The organism is Streptomyces sulphureus DSM 40104 (assembly GCF_000381025.1).
In the GTDB taxonomy this organism is placed as follows: Bacteria; Actinomycetota; Actinomycetes; order Streptomycetales; family Streptomycetaceae; genus Streptomyces; species Streptomyces sulphureus.
In genome coordinates this window covers 71,083-84,697 of the sequence record NZ_KB905815.1, presented here as the reverse complement: position 1 = coordinate 84,697, position 13,615 = coordinate 71,083, and the positions used below count along the sequence as shown (strand labels likewise).

The following is a 13,615-nucleotide window of genomic DNA, read 5'->3' as shown; positions in this document are numbered from 1 at the left end:
CCGGCTCGGACGCCGACTCGCTGCTCTCGGACCTTGCCGGGTCCTCGATCGTCAGCTGGATACTCCTCGGGCTCATCGCGGGCACCGTGGCCAAAATTCTGCTGCCCGGGCGCGACCCGGGCGGCATCGTGGGAACCATCCTCATCGGCGTTGCCGGAGCCTTCGTCGGCGGATGGCTTTCGTCGACTTTCCTCGACCGCCCGATCGAGAACAACTTCGTCGACCCGGCGATGTGGGTCGCCGCCGTGGCGGGCTCTCTGGTCCTCCTGATCGCGTACCGCCTCCTCTTCGGCCACTCCCGCGGACGCAGGTAGGACGCACACGGGGGCTGCCGCGGGAAGCTGGGCGGGCGGGTGGAGTCCGGGGGCAAAGAGCCGCGGCTTCCGCCTCGCCCCGGCCAACTCGGCTGAGCCCGCGCCGGGTCGGAGCTTCGCTTCGACAGGTGGCTGCATTCGGCGGCGTACGCCGCGCACAAGGGCGGTGGCGTGTTGCCACCAAGCGGGTGCGTTCCGCCTATCGGGCTCGGAGTTCTTCGCGGACGCGGGCCGGGGCAACCCGGAGACGCCCGCGCAGGGAGTCTCCGCGGTACGGACGGTGCGGGTGGCCCGGCGCCCGAGATGCCTCCCGGGGTCCCTCGGGGCTCGCGGTATCCGGCCAACTCGGTTGCCTCGGCGCCGAGTAGGTCGCTCCGTCATCCGGAGGGGTCGTCGTGAGCGGAGGTGTGCGCCCTGCTGCAAGCATCATCCGGCGGGTTGATTTCCGGGCGCCTGCCTGACTGGTCGACTTCCTGCTGACCGCTGCGCCAAGCCCTCAGCTCACGCGTCAGCGTTCGGAAGAGATTGGCTGTGGCGGTCGCTTGCTTCTCGTGTGCCTTCCTTTGCTTTACGGATTCCTTGGCGAGTGTGCGCATACTCCACTCCAGAAAATCTGTGTTCAGTAGCGAGTGTTCGAGAACGGCAAGGTCAATGACGTACGTCAGTGGCTCAATCGCCCCGAAAGGCCCCGATGACTTCACAGTTACCGTGTACCGGCGCGGCAGATCGGAGGCGAAGAACTCATGTCCGTTGTCCATTAGGAAAACCAGCTTGCGCCCAGGTGGCAGTACGGAAATCTCCCGGCTCGCCGCAGCATTTAGAGTTTCCTCAATGTTGCGAGTTTCCTCAATGTCGTCCCCGAGCGTTGTCCGAAGGCGCGGGTCAACTGTCACCTGCACGTCCCGCGCCATGGTTGGCCCGGTGTTCTCAATGACAAAGTGAACACATGCGACCCTGGCACGGTTTCGCGGATATCAGCCACCACATACGGCTGAACTTGTTCCTGCTGTGCTTTCTCGGTCAGCGCGTTAGCTCTTCTTGCCTTCTTCATCTGCTGGTGTGTGTAGGCGAAGGTCACTGCTCCAACCACGACAGAGATGATGATTGCAACCAGCGCAAGCGTCGTTTCACTCATAGGTACACTCCGCCTTGTATGCGTTCTGATCTATCCGAGATACGGAGTCGTGTGCTGTTCTAGGAAGTGCGTCAGCCGGAGCCGCTGAGTGTGATGCATGGAAAGCGCGTCAATATCTTCCGGTGCCACGAACCGCAGTTCCTTGGACTCATCCGAAATGGCTAGCTGTCCGCCGACGACTCGCGCCGTGAAGCACACGTTGAACTGCCGCCGCACTTCCCCATCGCTGTAGGCAATGATGTGCCGGGGGTCCGTGTACGTGCCGACAAGCCCCGTGATCTCTACATCAAGGCCGGTCTCTTCCTTCGTCTCTCGCACGGCCGTACCGGGCAATGAGTCGGTCATCTCCATCCCGCCCCCCGGCAGCGCCCATAGGTCGTTATCCGTCCGCCGCTGCAAGAGAATGCGCCCCTCGGCATCCGCGACGACCGCTGAGGCCGCTACGACGAGACTGTTGGGCTCCGGTGCGTTCGGGTCGTCATAGAACTCTCTGCGGCTCACTGAGTGCCTTCCTGTACCGGCTGTGCTGTGTCCCAGACGGCTTCAAAGCTCCGGGCGTAGCTGTCGAACATCCCGCCTTCGCTGTGCCGCCGGAGATGCCACACAGGCGCTCCGTAGGCGTTCACACCCCACAAGTGCGCGTTGACCAACATCTGATCGTCAGCGCGATAGATGGAGTTGTAGAGCGTGGTTGAGTGCGTACGGAGTTCGACCCCCGGCACGCTGAGCAATGGTCGGTAGTGCATAACGGCGAGACGGCAGCGCGATTCAATGCCGTGTCCGAACTTCTCTTCCCTGCCGCGCTGTTGGACATTCTCGCTGTCCGCGTCGCCTATGGCGATTCGCACGGAACACCCTTCGGCCACGCGCTCACGGAGAAGGTCATTCAAGCGCGGATACGCCTCATGGATGAACACAGCGGCGTACACGAGTACGTCAATGCGCTTCTGTGCCTGTGCGAAGAGGTCAACGAAGGTGGAAACGGGAAGGTCCGCCCGCTGGTCGTACAGCGCGACCAATTCGGGACTCACTGCTCTTGCTGCGCGTGCCTGCCGGAGTGCTGGCCAGAGTGCATGCACGTCTTCCCCTAGTGCTTCGGCTGCCTTGAGGGCAGTGCCCCGCCTTGGCGTGCGCCCCAGGTTGACCCACCGTTCAACGCTCTTGGGATCGACCCCTGTTGCGTTGGCTAGGTCGGCGTGAGTCCATCCCCCTGCTGCTATGACGGCTCGTAGGCGCTCGTTCTGCATGCTCAGTGTCACCCCGCACGTTGGACGTTGCTAGGGACGTTGTACCCGCCTTGGGACGTCCCGAAGTGGGAAACGTACGTGGTTCCCCCGTCCCGCTGACGCGCCCGATCCTCAGCCACATGACGGAGCCAACGAGATTCAGCACAACGCCGGTTGAGCTGCCGTACAGCGCTGCCCCTGAGCCGACGCCAGTAGCGGACTGCCCTGGGTGCGTGGAGCTTGCCAAGGTGCGGGACTGGGCGCGTGCCAGCGGAGACGGAACGACGGTCAGCGACTGCAACGTGTTCATCCGAAGGCACCCGGAGGGGCACTAGTGACCGTCGCCCCGGAAGCGCCTCCCCCTGCGCCCGTGCAGTCGTACTGCGGGTGCTGTGCGGGTTGGCGGGAGATCTGGTGTCCCGACTGCTGCGGGTTCTTCGGGTGCCGTACGTGCCGGGGCTCTTTCAAAGTGGCGTGCCCCGTGTGTGCGGGCGGGAAGAGGGAGCCAATCCGATGGTGAAACGGTTTGTGGGCCGTATCGCGTGGCTGACGTTCGTCATGGGCTCAGCGGCGCTGTGCGGCCTCATCATCACTGCCGCGCTGACAGGGAACATGTGATGACGAAGCCAGGCCGGAAGAGACCGCCGAAGGGCAGCGTGAAGGGCGGAAGCCTTTCCGACAAGGACGACGCTGCCACGTGCAAGCAAGGCGAAGCGAAGCTTGACCTCCTGGCCCGGATGCGCGCCAAGCTCAACGGAGAAGCCACCCTTCACGACCGGTGACGGACAGCCCGGCTGTGAGGGGTACAACCGGCCCCGTCCGTGTGCTGCGCCCGTGGCGCATGGTCGGGGCCTCCGCATACCCGCTGACCTGGGCGGACAGGTCCGCTACTCTAGAACCGGTAGTTAGAAGCGTTCAGATCCGAGAGGACCGCCCATCCCGAGTCAGGCTCCCGGCGGTCGGCGACGAGGGAAGCGACCAGCCGCTCCACCTCCTCCTCCCTCGAGGCGGAGGGACGCAGGCACGGGTGGAGCCGGTTCTTGACGGTCTTCGGCTCGGGGACCTGGATGAAGACGAGCGCAGGCCCCTCGGGGAGCGGTAGCGGCACCTCCGGGTCGCCCGGGTGCACAGGGCAGCCCGTCACCGTGCTCCGGAACTGAGCCAGCCCGTAGGCGTCTGCACAGTCGACCACCGCGTTTCTCCACCGAAGAAACCATGCGGCGAAGCATGCATGAAGACCATGCGCTCCGCCACGGGTCTTGTCCTTTCCCCGCGCGTCCCGGCCTCCGTATGCGCCTGTGCCCAAGCGCCGTTGAACAGCCGGCTTGTCCGACGCGGCGGGGCGGGCTCTCACGAGGCTCGACGAGTGGCGACACGCAGCGCCCCCACGCCCGTCCCGCGTGGATTCGGCCACCGCAGAGCGGCCCAACCCGCAGGAAAACGCGCACCGTTGACCACGTTCAGGAAGCCGGCGGCGTCCGGTCACCCGTAGTGTCGACGGCAGGCGGCGACGACGTCGGGCCCGACGGCGCCGTCGCGCCCCAACTCGCAGAGGTGCGCGATCTCCGAGGACGGCCGCGCGGACACCCGCGGTCCCGGCGGTGAGGGCGCCTCCGCCTCGGGCTCCGCCTCCGCCTCGGGCGCGGGCTGCGGCGCGGCGGGCTCGCGACGGTCGGGCTCCGGGTCGCGCGGGCGCGTAGCGTGGCGCTGCCGCGGGTTCGAGCCGTCGGTGCGGGGCGGCTCCGTGCTCGCTGCGAGCCCCGGGGCCTCGGCGCTCGCCTCTGGCACGCCGGCCCTCTCCGTCCGCTGGGGGACCGAACGCGACGATGCGGAAGGGGTGTTGCGGCGCTCCTCAGGGCGCGGGGCGCTTCCGCGCCCGTCGACCGTCGTACAGGCGGCGAGGAGCAGGGGGACGGCGAGCAGAGGGATCGCATGACGCATGCAAGGAGAACCCCCGGCGGGCGTTCCAGGACACGCCCTGCACGGAAGTCACCTCGCGCGCGGACGCGGCGCCGATTCCTCCGGACGCGCCCGCTCGCGCTCAGCCCGCCGGGTGTTCGAGCCCCGCGCCGACGGCGTGCGGACTGCGCCGCGCCTCTCCGCCGGGGACGGGTTCGGACGCGTCGGAGCCGAGCCCGACGATGCGGTTGGCCCCGTCGACGTGGACGACCCGCGGCTTCAGCGACCGCGCCTCGGCGTCGTCCACCTGCGCGTAGCTCATCAGGATCACCAGGTCCCCGGGGTGGACCAGGTGAGCGGCCGCTCCGTTGATGCCGATGACCCCCGAGCCGGGCTGGCCCTCGATGACGTACGTCTCCAGCCGGGCCCCGTTGGTGATGTCGACGATGTGCACCAGCTCGCCGGGGAGCAGGTCGGCGGCGGACATCAGCGTCGCGTCGACGGTGACGGAGCCGACGTAGTGCAGGTCGGCCTCGGTCACGGTGGCGCGGTGGACCTTCGACTTGAACATGGTGCGCAGCATCGCAACTCCAGAAGTGTGGGCTCCCTGCCTGCATTTGTGCAGGTCAAGGGCTTCCGCTCAACTGTACAGCGAGCCGTGCCCCCGGTCGGCCCCTCCGCGGCGCCACTCGCCCCGCACCGCGCCGCCCCAGGTCAGCCGGTGTACTGGCGGGCCGTGGAGCGCCGTTGGGCCTCGTCGAGAACGGCCAGGCGGCGCTCGACCTCGGCGGGTACGGGCCGGCGGTCGGTCACGAGCCACGGCAGTCCGGCAGCGGCCTCGGCGAAGGCGCGGAGGGACGCCCCGTCGCGCGGAACGGTGCGCAGCAGGTACCAGGTGCGCCGCATCGCGGCCGGAAGCGGACGCCGCAGCCAGGTGTACCAGAGGGTGTTCCGCAGCCCGTCCACACGCCGCCCCGTCGTATCGCGGACGTGCGACGGCGCATGGTGGACGACGAGCGACTCGGCGAAGCACAGCCACCAGCCGGCCACGGCGAGATCGGTGGCGAGCAGCTCCTCCTCGCCCCCGAGCCACAGCCGCGCGTCGAACCCGCCCGCTGCCCGGAACGCGGAGACGCGCAGGCACGTGGCGGCGGCGAGGAACGAGCCGAGCGCAGGCCCCGGCAGCCAACCGGGCCCTGGCACGGGCGAGTTGCGCAACTCGTCGACGACGGGGTCCTCCACGCCCTCGGGTTCGACGACGATGCGTGCCACGACCCCCGCCAGCGCCGTACAGCCGTCGAGCAGGTCGGCGGCCGCCCGCAGGGAGCCGGGCTCCCACCACGAGTCGTCGTCGCAGAACGCCACGTAGGGCGTGGTGACGTGGCGGACGGCGAGGTTGCGCCCCACGGCGCCGGTGTTGCGCCGCGGCTCCAGGACCGCCACGTCGGGGTGCGCGGCGCGGATCGCGTGGGGTGTCCCGTCGGAGGAGAGGTTGTCCACGACGATCACCGGCGGGCGCTCCGGCAGCCGGGCCAAGTGGCCGAGCGTGCGGAGGAGTTCGTCGCGGCGGTTGCGCGTGATGACGACGACCGTCACGCGGTCGTCCGGTCGGTCGCCGTCCGGCGCACGCGCGTTCACGCGGGCGTCGCCTCCACGAGGCGGGCGGCTTCCTCGACGTCGGGCGGCAGCGGGCGCCGCAGCAGCAGGGCCTTCGGCAGACGGGGGAGCAGGGCCAGGACGGCCCGGCGGTCCTGGCGATCGTGGACGGCCGCGGCGCAGAGGGCGGTGGTGCGGCGCGCGGCCGTGCGCAACGGGCGTCGGAGCCAGGCGATGAGCACCTCGTTGCGGCGCACCAGCGCGCGGCGCCCCGGACGGGGTGCCGCGCCGGGGGCGTGGCGTGCCACCACCTCGGGGGAGTGGACGACCTCCCAGCCGGCGGCCGCGAGGTCGTAGGCGAGGAGCGTCTCCTCGGCTCCGAAGAAGAGGAGGGGGTGGTACCCGCCGACGTCGAGGAAGGCCCGACGGCGGGCGACGGCGGCGCAGCCGAGGAAGCCGAGCACCTTGCGGCTCCGCGCGATCGCGCCGGGGCCCAGCGGCGAGCCGGCGAGGACCGTGTTGAGCGGGTCGGGCGCACCGTCCGGGTCCACGGTGACGGCGGCGGCGAGCAGACCCGTGGCAGGGCGGGAAGCGAGCAGGTCCACCGCGGTGGCGAGGGCGTGCGGCTCCCACCACGAGTCGTCGTCGCTGAAGGCGACGTAGGGGGTGTCCAGGGCGCGGACGCCCTCGTTCCTGGCGAGCGCCCCGTAGTTGGTCGGTAGCCGCAGCAGTTCGACGCCGGGGAAGGAGTCGCGGACCAGGTCCGCCGTTCCGTCCTGCGAGGCGTTGTCCACGACCAGGACGCGGGGCCGCTCGGGGAGGGTCAGCAGGTGCTCCAGGGTGCGGGCGAGCCGGTCGCGTCGGTCGCGGGTGGCGATGACGACGCCCAACCGGTCGCGCAGGTCCGGCCCTTCGGCGGTCCGCCCTGGCCGGGACGCGGGTGCGTGCATGGGGCCTCAGCTCCCGACGGACGGGCCCGGACGCTCGCCGGGCCCGTCGGTCGCATCCGTCCGGAGTGCCGGGTCAGCCCCGGAACATCTCCTTCTCGACCTGGTCGGGTCCCTCGATGCGGTCGCTCTTCAGGTGCGAGAGCTTGTCGACGAGCTGGTCGCTCGCCTTGTTCTTCCTGGCGAGGTCGGCCAGGGTCTGCCGGTCGGTCGGGTAGGAGGCTCCCTTGAGAGCCTGCTGTACCTCGATGGGGTTGGTCTCGGCCATCGTTCCTCCAGGAAGCAGAGGGATTCGTCCGTCATGCTGCTTCTGTCCGCTCCATGGTGAGAGTCGCCCGTGTGGCCTGCAACAGCAGGCCACACGGTGGATCATGCGGCGACCGGTTCCGCTTCGAGCGCCTCGGGGGTCTCGGGCGCTTCGTGAGCGGAACGCTCGCCCCGCTTCTGCGGACGGCGCTGGAGGAGTTGCGCCGCACCGGTCACCACGACGATGGCGAGGCCACCCACGACGAGCCCGGCCCGCGCGCCCGCGAACTCCATCAGCGCACCCAGCAGCGGCGGGCCGATGAGGCCCCAACCGGTGCTCGCACTGCGCCACACGCCGAGGACGCGGCCACGCAGGTGGGCGGGCGGCTCGGTCTGGAGCACGGTCGTGCCGGCGGTGTCGGAGATCGACTCCACGACCGCCATCGGCGCCACCAGCAGCACCAGGAACAGCAGCGAAGGCGAGAAGCCCGTCACCACCTGGAGCAGCGCCCCCGCTGAGGCGAGCAAGGCGACGTGCTGCACCGAGGGCTTGCGGAGGCAGCCGGCGAGGACGGCACCGACCATGCCACCGACCGCGAGCACGGTCGAGACCGTACTGAAGGAGCCGGCGCCGGCGGCGAGCGGTCCTGTCACCAGCACCGCGAGGGTCAACTGATAGTTGCGGCCGAAGATCGCGGAGATACCGGTGATGGCCGCTAGCGCCACGAGGCGGGGGTTCCGCACGAAGTAGACCAGGCCCTCACGGCTCGCTCCGGCCAGCCGGGGCCGCTTGCCGCCCTTGGCGGCGTCGGCTCGGGCCCCGTCTGCGGCGGCGTGCTCCTTGGCGGACTGCGGGTCCCGCTCGGCCTTGGGCTGGAGCTTGAGGAACGGGATGACGGCGGCGACGGCCACGAAGGAGAGCCCGTTGGCCAGGTAGGCCGAGGCCATGCCGAACCACGCGACGGCCGCACCCGCGGCCGCCGTACCGATCAGCCGGCCCGCGCTGTGCACGACGGAGCCCAGCGAGATCGCCGAGGGCACGTCCTTCCGCTTCACCAGGTCGTTGCCGAGCAGCGAGCACGCGGGGTTGTCGACGGTGGCAATGGAACCGGTGACGGCGGCGAGCACCATCAGCAGCGGCACGGTCAGCAGGTCGAAGGCGACGAGCCCCGCCGTCGTGAAGGCGACGACGCCGAGGAGCGCCTGGCTCACCGAGGCCGTCATCTTGCGCGGCCACGAGTCGACGAGGCTGCCGCCGACGAGGCTCAGCAGCAGGCCGGGCGCGGCCTGTACGGCGAGGGAGAGACCGGTCGTGGCGGCGGAGCCGGTGAGTTGCAGGACCAGGAGGTTCTGCACCGTGAGCTGCATCCACGTACCGACGTTGGAGACGAGGTTCGCCGCCGACCACCAGCGCATGCTCGGGTAGCGCAGGGAGCGCCACGGGCTGCGTTCGGAACGGCCGCCACGGCCGCCGCCCTTGCGGACGGCAGGGAGAAGAGCAGGCATAGGAGTACCGGGAAGGGAGCACAAGGGCGAAAAAGGGGGACGCACGCGGAGGAAGCCCGCACGTCGCCTTCAGCCATGTTCACAGACGGTCTCCGACGGCCAAGGGGACCGGCGCGGAGCAGCCCCGCAGGCAACCCCCGCGCACCGTCCTGACCTGCTGAAAAGGGGAGTACGTTGCCTTGCTCACAGCGAGTGCGGCCTTCAACTCCCCGTCACGCACCGTCGATTGACTGACCGCGCAGCACAGCGCCCGGCCACGCGTCGTGAGGAGTCGTGCGGTGGCGCGCACTCCGTACGACCACGGGGAGCATCGCCCGACCCCTCCTCGGTTTGCGGGCCTCCGCGCAGTGGCTCAGGCTGAAAACGAGTCCAGTGCTCCTGCTTCCGGTTCGTCCGGTGACCGAAGGAAAGCCATGGATGTACTCTCCGCCGGCATACCGCGTTTCCGGCACGCAGTCGTCACGGGCGGGGCCGGTTTCGTCGGCTCCCATGTGTGCACCGCGCTGCTCGCCATGGACTGCGCCGTCAGTTGCCTCGACGACTTCAGCACGAGCAGTCGGGAGAACGTGGCGCATCTCCTGGGGGACCCGCGCTTCTCGCTCGCGGAGGCGGACATCTGCCGCTCCGCGGCGACGGAGGAGCCCGACACCGGGTCGTTCGGGCCGCCCGACCTCGTCCTCAACCTCGCGTCCCCCGCGTCGCCCGCCGACTACGCGCGGATGCCGCTGCACACGCTGGAGACAGGCAGCGCCGGCACCCGCAACGCGCTCCGCCTCGCCAGGCGTCACGGCGCCCGGCTCGTCCACGCCTCCACGTCCGAGTCGTACGGCGATCCCCAGGAGCACCCGCAGAACGAGCGCTACTGGGGCCACGTGAACCCCGTCGGCCCGCGCAGCATGTACGACGAGGCCAAGCGGTTCAGCGAGGCGCTGACGATGGCGGAGGGCCGCGTGCACGGCACCAACGTCGGCATCGTCCGCCTCTTCAACACCTACGGTCCGCGCATGCGCGGCTACGACGGCCGGGCCGTGCCCACCTTCATCCGGCAGGCCCTCGCAGGCGAGGACCTGACCGTCACGGGCGACGGGCTGCAGACCCGCTCTCTCGCCTACATCGACGACACCGTGCGCGGAGTCCTCGCCATGGCCGGCTCCGAACTGGTCGGCCCGGTCAACATCGGGAATCCGGACGAGATCACGATGCGGGAACTCGCCCGGCTCGTCGTGGAGTTGACCGGCTCGGGATCGGGGTTGCGCTTCGTGGAGCGGCCGGGCGACGACCCCGCCGTGCGCTGCCCCGACATCACGCTGGCCAGGGGCAAGCTCCAGTGGGAGCCGGAAGTCACGGCCCGCGACGGCCTGGCACGGACCATCGAGTGGTTCCGGGAGCGCCCCGACGCCTGACCCGTCGTCCGGCATCCGGCCCCCATCCCGGCGAAAGAAGGCAGCCATGCGCGTCCTCGGCATCAACGCCCTCTTCCACGACCCGGCCGCCGCGCTCCTCGTCGACGGGCAGCCGGTCGCCGCCGCCGAGGAGGAGAGGTTTTCCCGCCGCAAGCACGGCAAGCGGCCGGTGCCGTTCTCCGCCTGGGAGCTCCCCACCGAAGCCGCGTCCTGGTGCCTCGCCGAGGCCGGGCTCCGGCCGGAGGAGATCGACGCCGTCGCCTACTCCTTCGACCCTTCGCTCGCCGAACCCGCCGCCGACCTGGAGTTGGACGACCCCTGGGACCCGCTGCGCCTCACCTACGCGCGCCAGGCACCCGAGTTCCTGTGCTCGGCGCTGCCGGGGCTCACGCCGGACCAGGTGCACTTCGTCCCGCACCACGTGGCGCACGCGGCCTCCGGCGCTTTCGCGGCGCCCGACGCCGAGCGGTCCTCGGTGCTCGTCGTCGACGGCCGCGGCGAGTCGGCCTCGCACCTGGCGGCGCGCAGGCGCGGCACGGTCCTGGAGCCGCTCCACAGCCAGCAGTTGCCGCACTCCCTGGGGCTGGTCTACGAGGAGCTCACTGAGCACCTGGGGTTCCTGCGCTCCTCCGACGAGTACAAGGTGATGGCGCTCGCCTCCTACGGGAAGCCGCGGATGGCCTCCGAGCTCGCGCGCTACGTCCACTCGACCGAGGACGGCGGCTTCGTCGCGCGCGACGTCCCCTGGGAGAGCTTCGCCCCGCCGGCACGGGCCGGACAGGGGTGGACCCAGGAGCACGCCGACCTCGCCGCCTCCGCACAGCGGTGCCTGGAGGACACGCTGCTGGACATGGCGCGCTGGCTGCACGGCAGGACCCACGACCAACTGCTCACCATGGCGGGGGGCGTGGCGCTCAACTGCGTCGCCAACGCGCGCCTGGCAGCCGAGGGCCCGTTCGCCGACGTCTGGGTGCAGCCGGCCGCCGGGGACGCCGGTACCGCGTTGGGCAGCGCTCTGGCGTTCGCCGCGGCAGGCGGCGAGACCACCGCGCCGATGGGCGGCGCCGACCTGGGACGGCAGTGGAGCGACGCGGAGCTCCACGACTGGCTGACCCGTGCAGGGGTGCCGTTCGAGCAGCCGGACGACGTGAGCGAAGAGGTCGCCCGTGCCCTCGCCGACGACGCGATCGTCGCCTGGTTCCAAGGGCGTTCGGAGTACGGGCCCCGGGCGCTCGGCCACCGCTCGCTGCTGGCGCACCCGGGCCGCTCGGCCAACCTGGAGCGCCTCAACGACGTCAAGGGCCGCGAGCAGTTCCGCCCGGTGGCGCCGATGGTGCGGGAGGAGCGGGCACCGGAGATCTTCGAGGGCGTGCTGCCGAGCCCGTACATGCTCTTCGTGCACGAGGTGCGTTCCGCGTGGCTCGACCGCATCCCTGCGGTGGTGCACACCGACGGGACTGCGCGTATCCAGACCGTCGGCCGCGACCGGGAGCCGCGCCTGGCTCGCATGCTGGAGGAGTTCGAGCGGCTCACCGGGCTGCCCGTCGTCGTCAACACCAGCCTGAACACCGCCGGTCGGCCGATGGTGGACGATCCGCGCGACGCGCTGGAGTGCTTCGGCTCCGCACCCGTGGACCTCCTCGCCCTCGGCCCGTACGTGGTGCGGCGTGCCGGCTTCTTCGACCGTGCGGGCGGCGAGGGAGGGCGAGGCCGATGAGCGGTACCGCGCCCGAGTACGCCGTCGTCGTACCGACGCTCGGCCGGCCCTCGCTCAGCGCCACCCTCCGCGCGCTCGCCGCGGCGGGAGGGCCGCCGCCCCGCCGCGTCGTACTCGTCGACGACCGCCCTCCGCGCGAGTGCGGCCCGCTGCCCGTCGAAGTGCCCTCCGCGCTCGCCCCGCTCGTCGCCGTGGTGCCCGGCGCCGCGGCCGGGCCCGCCGCCGCCCGCAACGTCGGGTGGCGCGCCGCGGAGGAGGAGTGGATCGCCTTCCTCGACGACGACGTCCTCCCCGGCCGCGACTGGGCGGCCCGCCTCGCCGCCGACCTCGCCGCCGCTGCCGACGCGCGAGTGGCCGGAAGCCAGGGACGTATCAGCGTTCCGCTCCCCGACGACCGGGCGCCCACCGACTGGGAGCGTTCCACCGCCGGCCTGGCGACGGCCCGTTGGATCACGGCGGACATGGCCTACCGGCGCTCCGCGCTGGCGGCCGTCGGCGGCTTCGACGAACGGTTCCGCCGCGCCTTCCGCGAAGACGCCGACCTCGCCCTCCGGCTGCTCGCCGACGGCTGGCTGCTCGCCGAGGGCGAGCGGCGCACCCTCCACCCCGTACGCCCGGCCGACCGCTGGGTCTCGGTACGTGCCCAGCGCGGCAATGCCGACGACGTCCTCATGACGAGAATTCACGGCCGCGACTGGTGGCACAGGGCGGGCGCCGGCCGCGGACGGCTGCCCCGGCACCTCGCCACCACGGCGGCAGCGGCGGGCGCGCTGGCCGCCGCGGCGGCCCGCAGGCCGTGGACGGCGGCGGCGTGCGCCGGCGTGTGGGGACTGGGCACAGGCGAGTTCCTCTGCGCAAGGCTCCGCCCGGGCCCGTGCGAACGCGAGGAGTTGCTGACGATGGCGCTCAGCAGCCTGCTGATCCCCCCTGCCGCCTCCTTCCACTGGCTCCGCGCCTGGCTGGGCCCGCTTCCCGCCCGCGAGGAGGGAACATGAACGGCCACCCGCTGAGGTACCCGAACGGGGTCCGCGAACGGTCAACTCCGCGGTGTCACCGCCCGCTTGCGGGCGCCGACCTCGGAGCGTCCGTCCGGAGCCGCCCGGTGGGTGCCGCGTGGAGCGTGTCGAGTGCGCGCCGTCGCTCCCCACTTGCGAGCGGTTCCGCGCAAGACCACTCGGTGGGTGCCGACTGGTGTGCGCCGACTCCGCGGTGCCGCGTCCCACTCGCGGGTGTGCGCTTCGGGCCGTCCGCCCCCTCGCCGGGCGCCGCATCGGGCATGTCGAATCCGGGCCGCCACGACCCGCTCGGAGGCGTGCTCGACGAGCCGTCGCTTCCGGGCCGCCCGGTGAACGTTGCGTGGAGTGCGACGTTTCCGCAGCTCCGTATCCCGCTTGTGCGCGCGCGTCCAGGGCCGTCTGTCCTGAGTCGTGCGCCGGGCGCCGCGGTGTCGGGTCCCCCGTGTCGCGCCTCACTTGCGGGAGCGTCCTTCGCGGCGTCTGTCTTGAGCCGGCCGGAAGGAGCCGCGTCTGATGGGTCAACGCCGCAACGCCGCGCCTCACTTGACGGTGTGCACCCGTTGTCTTCCGTCACGAGCCGCCCTCCGGGTTCCGCGTGGAGCGTGTCAAC

17 protein-coding genes are annotated in these 13,615 nt (G+C 71.0%); 6 read left to right on the top strand and 11 right to left on the bottom strand.

Annotated elements, in window-relative coordinates:
- Positions 1-20 precede the first annotated feature (20 nt).
- Positions 21-314 carry a GlsB/YeaQ/YmgE family stress response membrane protein gene (locus F603_RS0108485; protein WP_026328246.1) on the top strand — a complete coding sequence of 98 codons (294 nt, stop codon included), beginning with the start codon at positions 21-23 and terminating at the stop codon, positions 312-314.
- Between the two features lie 377 nt (positions 315-691).
- Here F603_RS0108485 and F603_RS35055 read toward each other — a convergent pair whose 3' ends face one another.
- The 4 genes from F603_RS35055 to F603_RS0108475 are packed head-to-tail and all read right to left on the bottom strand — an operon-like array spanning position 692 to position 2,696.
- Positions 692-1,207, bottom strand: a complete 516-nt coding sequence (locus F603_RS35055; RefSeq protein ID WP_158678626.1) for a hypothetical protein — start codon at positions 1,205-1,207, stop codon at positions 692-694.
- Positions 1,204-1,449, bottom strand: coding sequence for a hypothetical protein (locus F603_RS35050; RefSeq protein WP_158678625.1), 246 nt, complete (start codon positions 1,447-1,449; stop codon positions 1,204-1,206). The genes F603_RS35055 and F603_RS35050 overlap by 4 nt, the downstream gene beginning before the upstream one ends.
- 30 nt (positions 1,450-1,479) lie before the next feature.
- Entirely contained in the window at positions 1,480-1,950 is a 471-nt protein-coding gene (locus F603_RS0108480) for an NUDIX domain-containing protein (protein WP_019545580.1), read from the bottom strand.
- On the bottom strand, positions 1,947-2,696 hold the full coding sequence (locus F603_RS0108475; protein WP_026328245.1) for a helix-turn-helix domain-containing protein: 750 nt from the start codon (positions 2,694-2,696) through the stop codon (positions 1,947-1,949). The genes F603_RS0108480 and F603_RS0108475 overlap by 4 nt, the downstream gene beginning before the upstream one ends.
- Before the next feature lie 119 nt (positions 2,697-2,815).
- Here F603_RS0108475 and F603_RS35765 point away from each other — a divergent pair, with 119 nt between their 5' ends.
- Together F603_RS35765 and F603_RS35045 are read left to right on the top strand one after the other, a co-directional pair.
- Positions 2,816-3,010 carry a hypothetical protein gene (locus F603_RS35765; RefSeq protein ID WP_037955632.1) on the top strand — a complete coding sequence of 65 codons (195 nt, stop codon included), beginning with the start codon at positions 2,816-2,818 and terminating at the stop codon, positions 3,008-3,010.
- Between the two features lie 282 nt (positions 3,011-3,292).
- Positions 3,293-3,457, top strand: coding sequence for a hypothetical protein (locus F603_RS35045; protein WP_019545577.1), 165 nt, complete (start codon positions 3,293-3,295; stop codon positions 3,455-3,457).
- 110 nt (positions 3,458-3,567) lie between these two features.
- On the opposite strand, the gene F603_RS0108455 is transcribed toward F603_RS35045, so the two are convergent.
- The 7 genes from F603_RS0108455 to F603_RS31855 form a co-directional block, all read right to left on the bottom strand.
- Entirely contained in the window at positions 3,568-3,867 is a 300-nt protein-coding gene (locus F603_RS0108455) for a VOC family protein (RefSeq protein WP_019545576.1), read from the bottom strand.
- A gap of 290 nt (positions 3,868-4,157) precedes the next feature.
- The gene (locus F603_RS0108450) at positions 4,158-4,616 is read right to left on the bottom strand and encodes a hypothetical protein (RefSeq protein WP_158678623.1); all 459 of its coding nucleotides are present in this window, start codon (positions 4,614-4,616) and stop codon (positions 4,158-4,160) included.
- Positions 4,617-4,716: 100 nt separating this feature from the next.
- The gene (gene panD / locus F603_RS0108445; RefSeq protein WP_019545575.1) at positions 4,717-5,157 is read right to left on the bottom strand and encodes an aspartate 1-decarboxylase; all 441 of its coding nucleotides are present in this window, start codon (positions 5,155-5,157) and stop codon (positions 4,717-4,719) included.
- Positions 5,158-5,288: 131 nt separating this feature from the next.
- The gene (locus F603_RS0108440) at positions 5,289-6,212 is read right to left on the bottom strand and encodes a glycosyltransferase family 2 protein (RefSeq protein WP_019545574.1); all 924 of its coding nucleotides are present in this window, start codon (positions 6,210-6,212) and stop codon (positions 5,289-5,291) included.
- Entirely contained in the window at positions 6,209-7,120 is a 912-nt protein-coding gene (locus F603_RS0108435; RefSeq protein WP_019545573.1) for a glycosyltransferase family 2 protein, read from the bottom strand. Before F603_RS0108435 ends, F603_RS0108440 begins: the two co-directional genes overlap by 4 nt.
- Before the next feature lie 73 nt (positions 7,121-7,193).
- Complete coding sequence (locus F603_RS0108430) at positions 7,194-7,385, bottom strand: DUF2795 domain-containing protein (RefSeq protein ID WP_019545572.1); 192 nt, start codon at positions 7,383-7,385, stop codon at positions 7,194-7,196.
- A gap of 101 nt (positions 7,386-7,486) precedes the next feature.
- A complete protein-coding gene (locus F603_RS31855) occupies positions 7,487-8,869 on the bottom strand; it encodes an MFS transporter (protein ID WP_019545571.1) in 1,383 nt (460 codons plus the stop codon).
- Positions 8,870-9,282: 413 nt separating this feature from the next.
- Here F603_RS31855 and F603_RS0108420 point away from each other — a divergent pair, with 413 nt between their 5' ends.
- The 3 genes from F603_RS0108420 to F603_RS0108410 are packed head-to-tail and all read left to right on the top strand — an operon-like array spanning position 9,283 to position 12,984.
- Positions 9,283-10,272, top strand: a complete 990-nt coding sequence (locus tag F603_RS0108420) for an NAD-dependent epimerase/dehydratase family protein (protein WP_019545570.1) — start codon at positions 9,283-9,285, stop codon at positions 10,270-10,272.
- A gap of 46 nt (positions 10,273-10,318) precedes the next feature.
- Positions 10,319-11,989 carry a carbamoyltransferase family protein gene (locus F603_RS0108415; RefSeq protein WP_019545569.1) on the top strand — a complete coding sequence of 557 codons (1,671 nt, stop codon included), beginning with the start codon at positions 10,319-10,321 and terminating at the stop codon, positions 11,987-11,989.
- Positions 11,986-12,984 (top strand): glycosyltransferase family 2 protein, encoded by a 999-nt coding sequence (locus F603_RS0108410; protein ID WP_019545568.1) that lies wholly within the window; start codon positions 11,986-11,988, stop codon positions 12,982-12,984. Before F603_RS0108415 ends, F603_RS0108410 begins: the two co-directional genes overlap by 4 nt.
- Positions 12,985-13,615 lie beyond the last annotated feature (631 nt).